Raw genomic sequence first — 16,823 nt, 5'->3', positions numbered from 1 at the left:
GATAAGAGTTCCGCTGGCAAGGATGAATGAGCATGTCACGGTGGCCCGCAGGAGCGGTTCGGACTGGTGGGTGGGCTCGCTGAACAACGGTACGGAAAGGGATCTGAAATTGGAATTGGACTTCCTTAGTGAGGGGGACTACCAGGCAACGATCTATACCGATGCGGAGGATGTGGAGCGGAATCCAAACAATCTGGACAGACTGGTGCGGAAAGTTACAAGGAAGGATATCATTGAACTGAATCTGGCAAGGGATGGAGGAGCGCTATTACATATTACAAAATTATAAAAAATCATGATACGAATACATGTATTATTACTTGCAAGCCTCCTTTCTATATGGGGGCTTACAAGTTGTGAAAATTCGGATACAGATAAAGTAAATAGTTATAATTTAGAAGTTAACCTTTCTCAAAATGAAATTACTGCGATTAATGGTATAATATCTATCAAAGTATCAATAAAAGAATTCGATCAACTAGCTTATTTAGTAATAAATAAAATTAACGATACTAATAATATTTCTGAGAAATATATAAAATCAAATTTATCACCAGAATATATATTTGAATATATTATAAAAAAGGATGATTCTTCTACATTTTATTTTGAATTTATTGCAGTAGATAATAATAATCAGTCATCAGAAATTTCCAAATTGATAGTCAATAAAGGTATCGTCAATTATTCTAGAGAATTAAAATTTTCAAATTTAAAATGTGTATCCCGTATTACTGGTGCTGAAATAAATGGCACAAACGGATTACCTATTGTAGAATTTGAAGTAAATAATCGTACTAATGAATTATACAATGTAGGTGGTACAGATTTAGGTATTGTTTGGGAATTACAACCCGGACATTATGGACTTTTTTTCGGCGATACATTCGGTAGTGACTTTTATCCAAATTTTGTAAATCCAGGACCCAATGGGAGTAACTGGAGAAGTAATGTTTTGCTTTTCTCTGACGATCAAGATCTTTCTGATGGGCTCACCATTAATGGTGCTACTATGGATGAAAGTGGTAAAAATGCTCGTGAAATATGTTATGGAGGTAAAGATGGAAGTGGTAATGGAGATTGGACTTCTATTCCCACAGCAGCCATTCGTGCCAATGGCATAGATTATGTTCATTACATGAATATTCGTAATTGGGCAGGATGGATAACTAACTTTTCAAGTCTTTACAAATCTTCAGACAATGGAATTACTTGGACACGTTGCCAAAATGTAAAATTTGGTTCAACAAGTAATTTTGGTCAAGTAAGCTATTTCAAAAAAGACGGATATATTTATATGGTGGGTACAATTACTGGACGTGACAATAAGCCTCATCTTGCTCGTTTTTTAGAAGAAAATATTGAAAATCAAACAGAATACGAATTTTGGAATGGAAGTGGATGGATTAAAGGAAATGAAACTGCAGCCACTCCATTATTCAATGATATATCTGGAGAACTTTCCATCGCTTATCATCCAGAATTTAAAAAATGGATATTGCTCTATTTCAATAGTACACGCTATGATATCTCATTCCGAACAGCAGATCATATTATAGGGGAATGGAGTAAACCACAAAAACTAGTCGATGGCTGGCAATATTCACAATTGTATGGTTCTTATATTCACCCCATATCACTCAAAGGAAATATACTTTATTTCATTATGTCTATGTGGCTACCATATAATACTTATTTAATGTCTGCTGAACTCAAATGTAATCCATAAAAAGAATTTTGCTAAATCACATTAATAATGGGGCTGTGTCTTTGCAGACACAACCCCATTTATCTTGTATTTATTTTTTTCCTGCCCAATAAACTCCCCCCAATATCAGTATCGCCCCCATCAAAGCAACTATAGTAAGCTGTTCGCCAAGCAGAAAAGCAGAACCTACCAGAGTGAAGAGAGGATTCAGATAAATATAGTTGGAAGCTCTTATCGTTCCCAGCTGTTTTAATACTACGTTCCAGACTACAAAACAAATCAAGGAAGCCAATACACCCAGGAAAAGTAAATTGAACAGAATAGCCGGCTCGAGAAGACGGGCAATGTCGAAATTCCAGGGATGAATCAGAAATGCAGGAAGAATAGTCAATACTCCATAAAAAAATATCTTACGGGTAATGAAAGTTATACCATAACAATTGGACATTTTTCTCATTATCAAGCTATAGAATGCCCAGGAAAAAGCAGCAAGCAAAGTAAGGAAATCACCTAAAGGAGAAATCTTCAATACAAAACTACCATTATAAACCACCAATGCCACACCAACCAATGCCAGCAATGAACCAGCCATCAATCCACGGGTAGCCTTTTCCTTTTTATAAATCCACAAAGAAAGAATGGTGGTGAGCAACGGAGCCGTACAGACAATAAACGACACATTCGTCGCCAATGTAATCTCCAAAGCTGTATTTTCTGTAAAAAAGTAGAATGAACCGCCTGTTATGCCTCCTAAAAACATCCAAAATTCATCTTTCCAATTGTCGGCAAACAGTTTTCGGGGAGAAATAAGCCAAATGCCCATATAAGCTATCAGGAAACGAAGCAAGAATATTTCCTGCGGAGAAAGACCGTGCCCAATCAATACTTTCGTTGAAATAAAGGTCAGCCCCCAAATACCTACCGTAAGGACGGCGACAAGATGATAAGTATAATTTTTCATTGCGTTCATACACTTCCGATAAGTCGCACAAATATACGTACTTTCTTTTTTCAATACAATGAAACCAACCATAAATAATGTTCAGGGAGGATTTACTAAAACTCGAAGGAAGATTTACTAAAACGGGAGGAAAGATTTAGTAAATCTTCCTTCGAGTTTTAGTAAATCTTTAAATCCCTTATTAGAAGCCTATTGAACGAACTCTCATTTATCGGCAGAATAATAAACAACAATCTGCCGAATACACAGACAAAAAACGCGAAGGATGAAATCTTCCCAGACTTCATCCTTCGCTATATCCTAAAAATCTTTTAGTAAATATCCTATTGAATCAATTTAGCTATTATTTGTATTACAAACAAAAAATTAGTTTTAAAAGCACATCACAAATATAAGTAATAAAAAGTGAATTATCAAGCCTTTGCCATTGTTTTTTATGTTACTTCGCTACAAATCTGAAAATAAACCCGTAACTTTGCACCGATATTAACCGGATACTAACCGGTTTTAACCATTGAATAAACAATGTTTTCAACAAAATATTAATAAGTACCACTATGGAATACAATTTCAGGGAAATTGAAAAGAAATGGCAGAAAAGGTGGGTGGAAAACAAAACCTACCAAGTGACGGAAGACGAAACGAAGAAAAAATTCTATGTACTGAACATGTTCCCCTACCCCTCCGGTGCGGGATTGCATGTAGGTCATCCGCTGGGATATATTGCTTCGGATATTTACGCCCGCTACAAACGACTGCAAGGTTTCAATGTACTGAATCCCATGGGATATGACGCTTACGGACTTCCAGCAGAGCAATATGCCATACAAACGGGACAGCACCCTGCAATTACGACCGTCAACAATATCAACCGATACCGCGAACAGTTGGATAAGATAGGTTTCTCTTTCGACTGGAACCGCGAAATCCGTACCTGCGAACCGGAATATTACCATTGGACCCAATGGGCATTCCAAAAGATGTTCAACAGCTACTACTGCAACGATGAAAAGCAGGCACGTCCCATCCAGGAACTGATTGAAGCATTCAGCCAAACCGGTACCGAAGGAATAAACGTGGCTTGCAGCGAAGAACTGAGTTTCACCGCCGCAGAGTGGAATGCCAAGAGCGAAAAGGAACAGCAGGAAATCCTGATGAACTACCGTATAGCCTATCTGGGCGAGACGATGGTAAACTGGTGCCCTCAGCTGGGAACCGTACTTGCCAACGATGAAGTGGTGGACGGCGTAAGCGAACGAGGCGGCTTCCCCGTCATTCAAAAGAAGATGCGTCAATGGTGCCTCCGTGTATCTGCCTATGCACAACGCTTGCTGGACGGACTCGATACCATCGACTGGACCGAATCCCTGAAAGAAACCCAAAAGAACTGGATAGGACGCAGCGAAGGCGCTGAAATAGAATTCAAGGTAAAAGACAGCGATTTGGAATTCACTATCTTCACCACCCGTGCAGATACCATGTTCGGCGTCACCTTCATGGTATTGGCTCCCGAAAGCGAACTGGTACAGCAACTTACCACCGACACACAGAAAGATGAAGTAAACGCTTATCTGGAACGCACCAAGAAACGTACCGAACGCGAACGTATTGCCGACCGTAGCGTTACCGGTGCATTCTCCGGAAGCTATGCCATCAATCCCTTTACCGGTGAGGCAGTTCCTATCTGGATAAGCGACTATGTACTTGCCGGATACGGTACGGGTGCCATCATGGCTGTGCCTGCGCACGACAGCCGTGACTATGCTTTTGCCAAGCACTTCGGTCTCGAAATTCGTCCGTTGGTAGAAGGCTGCGATGTAAGCGAAGAGAGCTTCGATGCCAAGGAAGGCATTGTATGCAACTCTCCACGCGAAGGCGTTACTCCCTATTGCGACCTCTCACTGAACGGACTTACCATCAAGGAAGCGATTGCCGCTACCAAGAAATATGTGAAAGAACATAACTTGGGACGTGTAAAGGTGAACTTCCGTCTGCGTGATGCCATTTTCTCACGTCAGCGCTATTGGGGCGAGCCGTTCCCGGTTTACTACAAGGACAACATGCCTTACATGATTGACGAGAGCGCCCTGCCCTTGGAACTGCCCGAAGTAGCCAAATTCCTGCCTACCGAAACCGGTGAACCTCCATTGGGACATGCCGCAAAATGGGCTTGGGATACCGTAAACAAATGCGTCGTAGAAAACGAAAAGATAGACAACATCACCGTCTTCCCGTTGGAACTCAACACGATGCCCGGATTTGCCGGTTCAAGCGCCTATTACCTGCGCTATATGGACCCGCACAACAACCAGGCACTTGTAGACAAGAAAACGGATGAGTACTGGCACAATGTAGACCTTTACGTAGGCGGTACCGAACATGCCACCGGTCACTTGATATACTCCCGTTTCTGGAATAAGTTCCTGTACGACCTCGGCATTTCCGTAGCCGAAGAACCGTTCCAAAAGCTGGTGAACCAGGGCATGATTCAAGGACGGAGCAACTTCGTCTATCGCATCAAAGATACCAATACATTCGTGTCCCTGAATCTGAAAGACCAGTACGACACTACCCCACTCCACGTGGATGTGAATATCGTATCCAATGATGTTCTGGACCTTGAAGCCTTCAAGGCATGGCGTCCAGAATACGAAACTGCCGAGTTTATTCTGGAAGACGGCAAGTACATCTGCGGATGGGCTGTGGAAAAGATGAGTAAATCCATGTTCAACGTTGTCAATCCCGATATGATTGTCGACAAATACGGTGCCGACACTCTCCGCATGTACGAAATGTTCCTCGGCCCGGTAGAACAATCAAAGCCGTGGGATACAAACGGAATAGACGGTGTGCACCGCTTCATCAAGAAGTTCTGGTCATTGTTCTACGACCGCAACGACAATTATCTGGTAACGGATGAACCTGCCACCAAGGAAGAACTGAAATCCCTCCACAAACTGATTAAGAAAGTGACGGGAGACATCGAGCAATTCTCTTACAACACAAGTATCAGTGCCTTTATGATTTGTGTAAACGAGTTGTTCGGAATGAAATGCAACAAGAAGGAAATCCTGAACCAGTTCATCATCGTACTGGCTCCCTTCGCTCCGCACGTATGCGAAGAGTTGTGGGAGACACTGGGCAATGCAGGCTCCGTATGCGATGCCAAGTGGCCGATATGCAACGAAGAATACCTGGTGGAAGATACGGTCAACTACACCATTTCCTTCAACGGAAAGGCACGGTTCAACATGGAGTTCCCGGCAGATGCGGCATCGGATGCCATCCAGACTGCTGTATTGGCCGACGAACGCTCTGAAAAATGGATGGAAGGCAAGTCCATCGTCAAAGTAATCGTAGTGCCGAAGAAGATTGTGAACATCGTTGTCAAATAACAGATATGCAAATTACAAAACCAACCAAAGCGGAAGTGACGAGAGAGCTGAAGGATTATATCTTCATCACTCTGGGACTCATCAGCTATGCACTGGGATGGGCGGCATTCCTCATTCCCTATCAGATTACGACCGGAGGTACTACCGGTATCGGTGCCATCATCTATTATGCCACCGGATTTCCCATCCAGTGGTCATACTTCATCATCAATGCCGTACTGATGACTTTTGCCATCAAGATACTCGGACCGAAATTCAGTATCAAGACTACGTTTGCCATCTTCGGACTCACTTTCTTCTTATGGTTTTTCCAGTTGCTGGTGAACGGTTCGGACGGCGTCCCTCCCCAACTGCTGGGCGAAGGACAAGACTTCATGGCTTGCCTGATAGGTGCGGCAATGTGCGGTGCCGGACTGGGTATCGTGTTCAACTGCAACGGCAGCACGGGAGGTACGGACATCATTGCAGCCATCATCCATAAATACAAGGATGTCACGCTGGGACGCATGATTATGGCTTGCGACTTCATTATCATCAGTTCCTGCTATGTGGTATTCCATGACTGGCGACGTGTGATATTTGGTTTTGTAACTTTGTTTGTTATCGGATTTGTACTGGATTACATAGTCAACAGTGCCCGGCAATCCGTCCAGTTCTTTATTTTCTCCAAAGAATATGAAAAGATTGCCGACCGCATCACCAAAGAAACCCATCGCGGTGTAACGGTACTCGACGGTATCGGCTGGTACAGTAAACACAACGTGAAGGTACTGGTCGTCCTTGCCTACAAACGCCAATCGGTAGAAATATTCCGGATGGTGAAAGATATAGACCCGAACGCTTTCATTTCCCAAAGTTCCGTCATCGGTGTATACGGAGAAGGTTTCGACCGGTTGAAAGTGAAATAGGGACTTGTATAAGCCACAAGTATAAGGAGAACATAATATGAGAAAGAAATTTGTATTTGCCACCAACAATTCACACAAACTGGAAGAAGTGACTGCCATTTTGGGAGAGAAGGTCGAACTTCTCAGCATGAAGGATATCAAATGCGATACTGACATTCCGGAAACTGCAGACACACTTGAAGGAAATGCTTTGCTGAAAGCAAGATATATCTTCGATAACTATCATCTGGATTGTTTTGCCGATGATACCGGTTTGGAAGTGGAGGCCCTTGGTGGGGCACCGGGTGTATATTCCGCCCGTTATGCCGGCGATGCACACAATTCGGAAGCAAACATGAAGAAGTTGCTGAAAGATATGGAGGGCATCGAGAACCGTAAGGCACAATTCCGTACCGTATTTGTACTTATCATCGACGGAAAGGAACATCTGTTTGAAGGCATCGTGAAAGGAGAAATCACGAAAAACAGAAAAGGCGCTTCAGGCTTCGGTTACGATCCCATATTCATTCCCGAAGGATATACGCAGACTTTTGCAGAAATGGGGAATGAACTGAAGAATAAAATCAGTCACCGGGCATTGGCCACTAACAAGTTGTGTAAGTTCTTAATGAGATAATGTTTTTAATGTGCTGATATGCTAATGTGCCAATGTGCTAATTGGCTGCGCTGTCACGCCGAAAGGTCATTAGCACATTGGCACATTAGCATATCAGCACATTATAACCCCAGTTGAGCCGATATTTCCAACATCCTCTTAATCGGTTTCACTGCTTTTTCTGCAATCTCAGCATCCACCTTTATTTCCGGTGATTCGTTTTTCAAACAATCATAAAGCTTTTCCAGTGTATTCAGCCGCATGTAACTGCATTCATTGCAGGCACAAGTGCTGTCGTTGGGAGGAGCCGGAATAAATGTTGTCTGCGGGCATTGTTTCTGCATCTCGTGCAGGATACCGCTTTCGGTAGCTACAATGTAGCTCTTTTCGGGATGTGCCACTGCGTACTTCAGCAAAGCTGCCGTAGAGCCTACCACATCGGCCAGTTTCAAGACTGTACTCTTGCATTCGGGATGTGCCAGTACCACCGCATCGGGATGCTGCTGTTTTATTTCAACAATCTTTTCAACCGAGAATTCCTCGTGTACATGGCATGCGCCATCCCATAATAACATATTTCTTCCGGTAATGGAGTTGATATAATTACCTAAGTTCCGGTCCGGACCAAAGATTATTTTCTCATCTTTGGGGAAGCTTTCCACAATCTGCTTTGCATTGGTAGAAGTTACCACCACATCGGTCACCGCCTTTACGGCAGCCGTTGTGTTCACATAGGATATCACCGTATATCCGGGATGCTCTTTGACAAACTGACTGAATTTGTCTGCCGGACAACTGTCTGCCAACGAACAGCCTGCCGCCATATCGGGCACCAGCACCTTCTTGTCGGGACAAAGCACCTTCGCCGTTTCTCCCATGAAGTGCACACCGCACATCACGATGATGTCCGCCTCCGTCCGGGCCGCCCATTGCGCCAAAGCCAGACTGTCGCCCACGTAATCGGCTATATCTTGTATTTCACCTTTCTGGTAGTAGTGTCCCAGAATGATTGCGTTCTTCTCCTTCTTCAGCTGCTTGATAGCTTCTATAAGATTATCCATAATTATATTTTTTAATTTCTCTTTCTTCTTTAAAAATCCTTTGATAGTAATGATAGGCTGTTAACAGTGTGGACAAATAAATACGATTTTTCTTGCCTATGAAGTTATTAGTATCAAGCTGAATTTTACTCTTATGCTTATAAACCGGGGTTTTTAAGTTTATCCGTTGATAATAAGACTTCTGCTAAACAGCATTAACATGTTGTTAATAATATGCAAAGTTAATAACTTTAGAGTTATAAACCGATGAAACCAGGCTGAAAAATATGTTGAATGAAGCCTGGAAAATTCTCCTTAACTTTTTTGGTTTGTTCGTTTCACTGCTGTAATATGCAGACCTTTGAATAATGCAAGGATTATTTTTAAAATTGTTTCCCTATTGTATTGACACCTTTTCAACGGTTATTAACCGGGATATAAACGGAAAAAAGTATCTTTGCAGGGAGATTTAAAAGTATATTGTCATGCGTAAACTGAAGATAACTGAACTGAATCGTATTAGTGTAGAGGAATTTAAGGAAGCCGAAAAACTGCCTTTGGTAGTGGTATTGGATAATATCCGCAGTCTCCATAATATAGGTTCCGTTTTCCGTACTTCGGATGCTTTCCGCATCGAGTGCATTTATCTTTGTGGCATTACAGCTACCCCACCCCATCCGGAGATGCACAAAACAGCTTTGGGAGCGGAATTTACCGTAGATTGGAAATATGTTGATAACTCTGTTGAAGCTGTTGATAACCTAAAATCCGAGGGATACATCGTTTATTCTGTAGAGCAGGCGGAAGGTAGTGTGATGCTGGACGAACTGGTGCTGGACAAGACTAAAAAGTATGCTGTGGTAATGGGAAATGAAGTGAAGGGTGTTCAACAAGAAGTGATTGACCATTCGCACGGTTGCATTGAAATTCCTCAATACGGCACAAAGCATTCGTTGAATGTATCGGTTACGGCGGGTATTGTTATTTGGGATTTATTCAAGAAACTGAGATAATAACAGGGCTGTTAATAAGCTGTCAATATATCGGGTTTGTTGGAGCTATAGATCGAACACGGTGCATCTATAGATCCAGCGTGTTGCATCTATAGATCCAATAAACTAGTTCTATATAGGTATGATGAGAGATTTTATGAACAGTGGTTTATTTTTATAATCAACCATTTTATTCATTGTAAATTAATGCTTTATCTCCTAATTTATCCTTTTTGTTAACCATGTATTCAACACATATCGGTTGTATGTGGAAAACTTGCTGTACAGTTGGTGTCTTTTCTTATTTTTTGTATATTTGCTGAATATATATAAATCATATCGATATGAAAAAGATAATATCTTCATGGATAGGCATTTTTGTAGGTTGTACTATTCTGGCAGCAGGTTTTGTTTACTTTATCAATCCTTATAATCTTGTTCCTGGCGGGGTGTATGGAGCCAGTATTGTGCTTCATAATCTGTTCCCTTCTATTCAGGTAGGTACTTTCGGTTATATGTTTGATATTCCTTTGCTTATCATTTCCGTGCTGGTACTGGGAGCAAAATTGGGAGCACGTACTATCGTGGCGGCACTATTCACTCCGCTTGCCATGAATGTGCTGTCTCTCCTCTCCTATCCTTCTGAAGAAGCGCTCCATCAGTTGGACCCTACACAGTTGCTGGGTGGCAGTCTGAATATGTCCGACCATTTGATGCTGACTTCTGTGATTGGTGCGGTGGTTATCGGTATAGGCTGTGGTATTGTAGTGCGTAGCCGGGCTACTACAGGAGGTACGGATATTGTGGCGATGATATTGCAGAAATATTGCCATATACGTTTTTCAAAGGCGATACTGCTGGTAGATGGTATTGTGGTGGGATTCGGCCTATTGGTTATCGGTTTCGGTATCGGAAATCCGGATGATGCTACACAACCTTCGTGGCATTTGTCTTTCTATTCACTGATAGCTATTTTTGTCACTTCAAGGGTATTGGCCTATGTGATAAATGGGGAGAAGAATGACAAGATACTGTTTGTCATCAGTGATATGCGCCTTACCGCTTTGCACGACTATATTCTTAAAGATTTGGACCGTACAGCCACTTGCATCAAAAGTAGTGGTCTTTATACCAATGTAGACAAGGAAATGCTGTTTCTTGTGGTGAGTTACAAGGAAGTGGTAGGTATCAAGCAGAAGATAAGGGAAGTAGACCCAAAGGCTTTTGTAGTGGTTACCGATGCTTATGATGCATTTGGTGAAGGTTGGAAAGAGCTTCCGATGGCAGGAGAGGTACAACCCGAATAGGTAGTAATAAACAATTGTTCATTCTGTTATTAACTGAATATATAGCTTAATATCAATTGTTTAATAACTGATTATTTATGTTGCTAACATAGTTTTCAACATGGTGTTAACGATAAGTTTTTTGTTTGAATGAACGGTATTGTTGCGAAGTCGATGATGTGGAACTTATGGCATGGTTGCCATAAATTGAGTGCAGGTTGCAAGCATTGTTATGTTTATCGTGGTGATGCCCGACGAGAGGTGGACAGTTCGGTGGTGGTGCGGACAAAAAACTTTGACCTGCCTTTGCGTAAAAAGCGTAACGGAGAATTCAAGATACCACCTGGAACATTTGTCTACACCTGCTTTACTTCCGATTTCTTTGTGGAAGATGCTGACAAATGGCGGGCCGAAGCATGGGAGATGATTCGTTGTCGCAGTGACCTGCATTTTATGATGATTACCAAGCGTATAGACCGTTTTTCTGACTGTCTGCCCGATGATTGGGGAGACGGATATGATAATGTAACCATTTGTTGTACGGTTGAAAACCAGACTTGCGCCGATTATCGCTTGCCCATCTATAGGAGAGCTCCCATAAAGCATAAGATAATAATCTGTGAACCGCTGCTGGAAAGGATAGATTTAAGTACTTATGCTGTTGGCGAATGGATTGAACAGATAGTTGCAGGGGGAGAATCCGGTTACGAAGCCCGCCCTTGTGATTTTGAATGGGTGATGGACCTTCGCAGAATTTGTGTGGAAAATAAAGTGGACTTCTGGTTCAAGCAGACCGGTTCTAAGTTCGTCAAAGACGGAAAGACATATAATGTGAAACGCCAATTTCAACATTCGCAGGCACGCAAGGCGGGAATAAACATCAGTTTATAATTGTCCGCTTTCTACCATCAATATCACCCGTTCGGTCAATGCATCGTCTCCCATAGGGTCGTATTGTTTTTTTAGACTGGCGCCGAAGAGTGCGGCAAAAGTCTGGTAGAAACCGGCTTTGAAAGGGCCCATAAAAGCTTTTACCAGTTCATATCCGGTGGAGTTGGTCTGTCGGTCTACCAGTTTTATTAACAGTTTGCCTTGGGCAAAGGTAAGTTTCTTCATGCGGGGAGTGTATTGCTCCTTCAAGCTTTTCTCTACTGCTTTCATGTGTTTCTGGCGGGCTTTCTCGGTGGGCAGGGTCATCATGTATTCGTAGGTTTCAATGATGGCACGGTTAATCTCCTTGGAGATGGGAAGTACCTTCTTTACGTCACGAATGAGTTTGTAGTACTTGTTCATGTCGCGCTTGTTCTTGAATTTAAGCGGCTTGAAGATGTAGACAGTGGGGAGCTTGACATAAGGGATGGTATCTCCTTCGTAAACGCACATGGGAGTAAGATAGACACTCTTTTGCGCAGCAGACTGTGGTTGCTGCTGTGCAAAGCATTTCAGGCTTCCGAGAGAAAGAAACATGATGAGTATTACTATGTTAAGCCTTGCGTTCATGTTGCAAAAGTACACCATTCTGTGTAATGTTGTTGCATCATGTTGATTTTTCCTTGCTCAATTAACTTATTTAAGGTAACTTCGCTTCCCAAAACATGAAAGTGACCTACTATTAATGGAATTACTCAAGATAGGAGTTTTTGTAAGTATGCTGTCAATGACTCCTATGCTTGAAGCTCAAAATATATCCGGCCTTCAGAAAGAACAGCCTTTACTTCTTTTGGAAGAAAATTTGGAACAACTTTCCATCGGGAATGAGGAAGAATACGGTTGGGAAGATGAATTGGAGGAGTTGTCCCGACGTCTGCAAGAGCCTGTCAACCTCAATGCCGCCACTAAACGGCAATTGGAGCAGTTTCCTTTTCTTACGGATATACAGATAGAGAATCTTCTGGCTTATGTCTATATACACGGACAGATGCAGACCATTTATGAATTGCAACTGGTGGAGGAGATGGATAAACGTACCATCGACCTACTGCTGCCCTTTGTCTGTGTGCGGGCAGTGAAAGCGGGTAGGGGGTATCCTGCTTTAAAATCTATACTGAAATACGGGAAACACGAAACATTGGCACGTTTGGATGTACCGTTCTATATCCGTAAAGGATATGAGAAGAATTACCTGGGACCTTCCCTTTACCATTCTTTGCGCTATAATTTTCATTATGGAGATTATTTCCAAATAGGCGTGACAGGAGAGAAGGATGCCGGAGAACCCTTCTTTGCCCTGCACAACAGAAAAGGCTATGATTACTATTCTTTCTATTTTCTGATAAAGAATCTGGGGCGGCTGAAGGCTTTGGCATTGGGCAATTACCGTCTGAGCTTCGGGCAGGGACTGGTACTTAGTACGGATTTTCGTTTAGGAAAAACATTCTCTATGTCTACAACAGAATATCGTACCGGAGGCATCCGTAAGCATAGTTCTACCGATGAGTACAATTATTTCCGGGGAGTGGCGGCAACGGTGGGAGTATTGCCTTACTTGGATATTTCGGCTTTCTATTCGCATCGCTCCATGGACGGTGTGGTGGAGGATGGCGAGATAACTTCCATTTACAAGACAGGGTTGCATCGCACGCAGAAGGAGGCAGATAAAATGAATGCCTTTGCCTTGCAGGTGATAGGTGGAAACATGACCTATGAAAAGAACTCTCTGAAGGTGGGAGTGACGGGGATTTACTATTTTTTCGACCGTCCTTACAAGCCTCGGTTGAACAAGTATGCAAAGTACAATCTTCATGGAAGTGATTTCTATAACGTGGGCATGGATTATAGGTATCGTCTGGGCCGTTTTGTCTGGGTGGGGGAAGCGGCAACCGGCAGTAAAGGCTATGCCTTGCTGAACCGGCTGAAGTATAATCTTTCTTCCGATTATCATCTGCTACTTGTTCACCGGTATTATTCATATGATTATTGGACTTTGTTTGGGCGTTCCTTTGGCGAAAGCAGTATGCCGCAGAATGAGAACGGATGGTATCTGGCAGCAGAGGCCACACCTTTCGCCCATTGGAAGTTTTTCGCTTCACTGGATGTGTTTTCTTTTCCTTGGTGGAAATACCGTATAAGTAAGCCCTCAAAGGGAGTGGATGCCATGTTTCAGGTTACTTATACTCCTCGAAAGAGCCTTTCGATGTATTTTAATTATCGGTACAAACAGAAAGAAAGAGACGTGACGGGTACAAGCGGTGCAGTTATCGAACCTATCTATCACCATAAACTCCGTTATCGGCTGACCTATATGCCGGGAAGATATATCTTTCGTACTACAATAGATTATAACCACTTCCGTCAGCAGGATGGGGAAGGGTATCGCTTTGATAGACGGCAAGGTTATCAGTGTACTCAATTTTGCTCGTACACTTTCCCCTTCCCTCTGTCAGTTTCCGTGCAGGGAACCTGGTTTCATACGGACGATTACGATTCGCGTGTTTACGCCTCCGAGCGTGGATTGTTATATACTTTCTATACCCCTTCCTTCTATGGCAAAGGGTTCCGTTACTCCGCTCATCTGCGATATGATTTGAGTAAGAACTTCATGTTTCTTGCCAAATTCGGACAGACGGTTTATCAGGATAGGGAGACGATTGGTTCGGGCAATGATGAGATACCGGGAAATAGGAAAGCGGACTTGCAGATGCAACTGCGTATCAAGTTTTAGAGGAATGATTGATAGCTTTTTTATTTCTTTCTTTATCTTTGTCCGTATGATAATCCAAGGATGAACTCTGGAGTGCTAAGATTAATAGATACTCGGAGCATTAAATAGTAAATAGTAAATCGTCAAATCGTAAATAGTATGACTGTCATTTATCCGTCTCCCATATTCGGTCCCGTTCATTCTCGCCGTCTGGGAGTATCTTTGGGAATAAATTTATTGCCGGCAGACGGCAAAGTATGCACTTTCGACTGCATTTACTGTGAATGTGGTTTCAATGCCGACCATCGTCCCAAACAGCCGCTGCCCACACGCGAAAAAGTCCGTTCGGCCCTTGAAGCCCGCCTGCGGGACATGCAGCAAAACGGACCTACACCGGATGTTCTGACTTTTGCCGGTAATGGAGAACCGACGGCACATCCCCGTTTCCCCGAAATCATAGAAGATACACTTGCCTTGCGCGACAAGTATTTTCCGAATGCAAAGGTGAGCGTACTGAGCAATTCTACCTTTATTCATCGTCCTGCCGTATTCGAGGCTTTGAACAAGATTGACAACAACATCCTTAAACTGGATACGGTGGATGAAGAGTATATCCGTGTACTTGACCGTCCTACCGGACATTACTCCATCCGGGAGATTATAGAAGGGATGAAAGCGTTCAAAGGGAACTGCATTATCCAGACCATGTTTCTCAAAGGAAGTTATAAAGGACAAGATATGGATAATACATCCGATAAATTTGTTCTTCCCTGGCTGGAAGCTGTCAAGGAGATTGCTCCCCGCCAAGTGATGATTTATACCATCGACCGCGAAACGCCCGACCATGATTTGCAGAAGGCCACTCATGAGGAACTGGATCGCATTGCGGAACGGATACGTGAAACGGGTATACCGGTAAGTGTTTCTTATTAATAATATACTTATGAAATCAATAGCAATTAAAGATTTAAGTGAGAACTTCTTCGAAGTGATAGGCAAAGAGTGGATGCTGGTTACGGCAGGCAGTAAAGAACATTTCAACACCATGACTGCCAGTTGGGGAGGTATTGGCTGGCTTTGGAACAAGCCGGTGGTGTTTGTCTTTATACGTTCCGAGCGCTATACGTATGAGTTTATGGAGGAGAACGAATATTTCACCCTTTCTTTTTTAGGAAAGGAAAATCGGAGCATTTACAATCTTTGTGGCAGTAAATCGGGTAGGGAAGTGGATAAGGTAAAGGAAACTGGGCTGAATCCTATTGTTACCGAACGGGGAAACATTCTCTTTGAGCAGGACCGCCTGGGATTGGAGTGCCGCAAGCTTTTCATTACCGATATGAAAGAAGAACTCTTCCTCGACCATTCCGTCTACGAACGTTGGTATGGCGGTGACCACGGTGGATTGCACCGGGTTTATGTAGCCGAGATTGTAGATGCCTGGGTAAAGGAATAGCTCCTTTACCACAGCTTCAAGTCATATTCGGCTTCCACCTTCTCTTCTATTTCATCCGGAAGGGCGGGGAAAAAGTCGATACCTGTAATACGTTCCACTTCGTCCACTGTATTGACGTAGCTGTCCAACGGATGATTGCCTGATGTATTCTTATAAATGAAGCCGATGGCTTTGGGGGGATTGCTGTCTGCACACAGAACGACCTTGAAGAATGCTTCGGGCACTGTAATTTTGTGCTTCTTACCAATGGTGCGGTGACGTTGGTCATAGAGAATAGGACCGCATACAATGTATATCTTGCCTTCTTCTTGTGCCCAACGGCGGCATGACTCTTCCAGTTCTTTCCAGTCGCCACGGTTTAGATTGTGGTTCTGCGGGCAAATGTTTGTCATGTAGAAGCTCTCTTGCATGGCTTTCCAGTGCCAGCGGTTGTCACCGGCCGGACACATATGTCCGCGGTCCATGCCGGCTCCTTTGTAGTCATCGGTGGTTACTGCCTCGTGCTCAGGCAGGTCGGGGTCGGGCAGGAACTTGTCTGTACGGCTTTCACGCTCCACCAGTTTTTCGGGAGTGAGTTCCCAGGCTACCCAGTTGGGTATCTTTAAATCTTTGTTGTAGGATACTGTGTAGCCTTTCCGCTGGAGAATCTGTTCGGAGACGTTCTTCAGCTTTGCCGGTATTTCAAGGCGTGTGCCTGCCGTGAGTTCTATCTTGGCAGGCGTAGAACTCTTTTGCCTGGCATCCGAAAGTATCTTTGCAACGGGTTCATAGGCAAGGCAGACCGCACATATAAACAATATAAGATAATAGACGCCTTGCGATTGTTTCTTTTTTTTTCGTGCCAT

Annotated in this window: 15 protein-coding genes; 11 read left to right on the top strand and 4 right to left on the bottom strand. The window is 43.2% G+C overall.

Features of this window, described 5'->3' with window-relative positions; all coding sequences use genetic code 11:
• Positions 1-289, top strand: a 289-nt coding sequence (locus DXD65_RS18215) for a glycoside hydrolase family 97 C-terminal domain-containing protein (protein WP_199670747.1), incomplete at its 5' end; no start/stop codon positions are given.
• Positions 290-295: 6 nt separating this feature from the next.
• Positions 296-1,729, top strand: coding sequence for a DUF4185 domain-containing protein (locus tag DXD65_RS18210; protein ID WP_005825193.1), 1,434 nt, complete (start codon positions 296-298; stop codon positions 1,727-1,729).
• A 70-nt stretch (positions 1,730-1,799) separates the two neighbouring features.
• Here DXD65_RS18210 and DXD65_RS18205 read toward each other — a convergent pair whose 3' ends face one another.
• Positions 1,800-2,678, bottom strand: coding sequence for a DMT family transporter (locus DXD65_RS18205; protein ID WP_034525442.1), 879 nt, complete (start codon positions 2,676-2,678; stop codon positions 1,800-1,802).
• A gap of 548 nt (positions 2,679-3,226) precedes the next feature.
• Here DXD65_RS18205 and leuS point away from each other — a divergent pair.
• From leuS to DXD65_RS18190, 3 genes are read left to right on the top strand one after another with little or no spacing between them, the layout of a single operon-like run.
• Positions 3,227-6,064, top strand: a complete 2,838-nt coding sequence (gene leuS, locus DXD65_RS18200) for a leucine--tRNA ligase (RefSeq protein WP_057256737.1) — start codon at positions 3,227-3,229, stop codon at positions 6,062-6,064.
• A 5-nt stretch (positions 6,065-6,069) separates the two neighbouring features.
• A complete protein-coding gene (locus DXD65_RS18195; RefSeq protein WP_005825197.1) occupies positions 6,070-6,972 on the top strand; it encodes a YitT family protein in 903 nt (300 codons plus the stop codon).
• A gap of 37 nt (positions 6,973-7,009) precedes the next feature.
• A complete protein-coding gene (locus tag DXD65_RS18190; RefSeq protein ID WP_005833965.1) occupies positions 7,010-7,588 on the top strand; it encodes a non-canonical purine NTP diphosphatase in 579 nt (192 codons plus the stop codon).
• Between the two features lie 101 nt (positions 7,589-7,689).
• On the opposite strand, the gene nadA is transcribed toward DXD65_RS18190, so the two are convergent.
• Positions 7,690-8,628, bottom strand: coding sequence for a quinolinate synthase NadA (nadA, locus tag DXD65_RS18185; protein ID WP_008662265.1), 939 nt, complete (start codon positions 8,626-8,628; stop codon positions 7,690-7,692).
• Between the two features lie 464 nt (positions 8,629-9,092).
• Here nadA and DXD65_RS18180 point away from each other — a divergent pair, with 464 nt between their 5' ends.
• The 3 genes from DXD65_RS18180 (at position 9,093) to DXD65_RS18170 (ending at position 11,776) form a co-directional block, all read left to right on the top strand.
• Positions 9,093-9,620: an RNA methyltransferase gene (locus tag DXD65_RS18180; RefSeq protein WP_005833966.1), complete on the top strand. Its 528-nt coding sequence runs from the start codon at positions 9,093-9,095 to the stop codon at positions 9,618-9,620.
• Between the two features lie 323 nt (positions 9,621-9,943).
• A complete protein-coding gene (locus DXD65_RS18175; protein WP_005825206.1) occupies positions 9,944-10,906 on the top strand; it encodes a YitT family protein in 963 nt (320 codons plus the stop codon).
• Between the two features lie 129 nt (positions 10,907-11,035).
• A complete protein-coding gene (locus tag DXD65_RS18170) occupies positions 11,036-11,776 on the top strand; it encodes a DUF5131 family protein (protein WP_005825207.1) in 741 nt (246 codons plus the stop codon).
• On the opposite strand, the gene DXD65_RS18165 is transcribed toward DXD65_RS18170, so the two are convergent.
• Positions 11,771-12,403, bottom strand: a complete 633-nt coding sequence (locus DXD65_RS18165) for a DUF4294 domain-containing protein (RefSeq protein ID WP_005833968.1) — start codon at positions 12,401-12,403, stop codon at positions 11,771-11,773. The genes DXD65_RS18170 and DXD65_RS18165 overlap by 6 nt on opposite strands.
• Positions 12,404-12,500: 97 nt before the next feature.
• On the opposite strand from DXD65_RS18165, the gene DXD65_RS18160 reads away from it, so the two are divergent.
• The 3 genes from DXD65_RS18160 to DXD65_RS18150 all read left to right on the top strand — a co-directional run bounded on the left by DXD65_RS18160 (position 12,501) and on the right by DXD65_RS18150 (position 15,978).
• A complete protein-coding gene (locus DXD65_RS18160) occupies positions 12,501-14,546 on the top strand; it encodes a helix-hairpin-helix domain-containing protein (protein WP_098031894.1) in 2,046 nt (681 codons plus the stop codon).
• 138 nt (positions 14,547-14,684) lie between these two features.
• The gene (locus DXD65_RS18155; RefSeq protein ID WP_008662280.1) at positions 14,685-15,458 is read left to right on the top strand and encodes a radical SAM protein; all 774 of its coding nucleotides are present in this window, start codon (positions 14,685-14,687) and stop codon (positions 15,456-15,458) included.
• A gap of 10 nt (positions 15,459-15,468) precedes the next feature.
• On the top strand, positions 15,469-15,978 hold the full coding sequence (locus DXD65_RS18150; protein WP_009037517.1) for a flavin reductase family protein: 510 nt from the start codon (positions 15,469-15,471) through the stop codon (positions 15,976-15,978).
• 5 nt (positions 15,979-15,983) lie between these two features.
• Here DXD65_RS18150 and DXD65_RS18145 read toward each other — a convergent pair whose 3' ends face one another.
• A complete protein-coding gene (locus DXD65_RS18145; protein ID WP_057256734.1) occupies positions 15,984-16,823 on the bottom strand; it encodes a DNA/RNA non-specific endonuclease in 840 nt (279 codons plus the stop codon).

The organism is Bacteroides sp. 4_1_36, assembly GCF_003466325.1.
Taxonomy (GTDB): Bacteria; Bacteroidota; Bacteroidia; order Bacteroidales; family Bacteroidaceae; genus Bacteroides; species Bacteroides uniformis.
Note: the sequence above shows the minus strand (reverse complement) of the source record. Positions and strands in the feature narration are given on the sequence as shown.

Excerpts from the sequence above, each read along its gene's own strand:
- DXD65_RS18160 (WP_098031894.1), top strand. The coding sequence starts at position 12,501 with ATGGAATTACTCAAGATAGGAGTTTTTGTAAGTATGCTGTCAATGACT.
- DXD65_RS18175 (WP_005825206.1), top strand. The coding sequence starts at position 9,944 with ATGAAAAAGATAATATCTTCATGGATAGGCATTTTTGTAGGTTGTACT.
- DXD65_RS18150 (WP_009037517.1), top strand. The coding sequence starts at position 15,469 with ATGAAATCAATAGCAATTAAAGATTTAAGTGAGAACTTCTTCGAAGTG.
- DXD65_RS18145 (WP_057256734.1), bottom strand. The coding sequence starts at position 16,823 with ATGGCACGAAAAAAAAAGAAACAATCGCAAGGCGTCTATTATCTTATA.
- DXD65_RS18165 (WP_005833968.1), bottom strand. The coding sequence starts at position 12,403 with ATGGTGTACTTTTGCAACATGAACGCAAGGCTTAACATAGTAATACTC.
- DXD65_RS18205 (WP_034525442.1), bottom strand. The coding sequence starts at position 2,678 with ATGAACGCAATGAAAAATTATACTTATCATCTTGTCGCCGTCCTTACG.
- DXD65_RS18170 (WP_005825207.1), top strand. The coding sequence starts at position 11,036 with ATGAACGGTATTGTTGCGAAGTCGATGATGTGGAACTTATGGCATGGT.
- DXD65_RS18195 (WP_005825197.1), top strand. The coding sequence starts at position 6,070 with ATGCAAATTACAAAACCAACCAAAGCGGAAGTGACGAGAGAGCTGAAG.
- DXD65_RS18190 (WP_005833965.1), top strand. The coding sequence starts at position 7,010 with ATGAGAAAGAAATTTGTATTTGCCACCAACAATTCACACAAACTGGAA.
- DXD65_RS18180 (WP_005833966.1), top strand. The coding sequence starts at position 9,093 with ATGCGTAAACTGAAGATAACTGAACTGAATCGTATTAGTGTAGAGGAA.
- leuS (WP_057256737.1), top strand. The coding sequence starts at position 3,227 with ATGGAATACAATTTCAGGGAAATTGAAAAGAAATGGCAGAAAAGGTGG.
- DXD65_RS18210 (WP_005825193.1), top strand. The coding sequence starts at position 296 with ATGATACGAATACATGTATTATTACTTGCAAGCCTCCTTTCTATATGG.
- DXD65_RS18155 (WP_008662280.1), top strand. The coding sequence starts at position 14,685 with ATGACTGTCATTTATCCGTCTCCCATATTCGGTCCCGTTCATTCTCGC.
- nadA (WP_008662265.1), bottom strand. The coding sequence starts at position 8,628 with ATGGATAATCTTATAGAAGCTATCAAGCAGCTGAAGAAGGAGAAGAAC.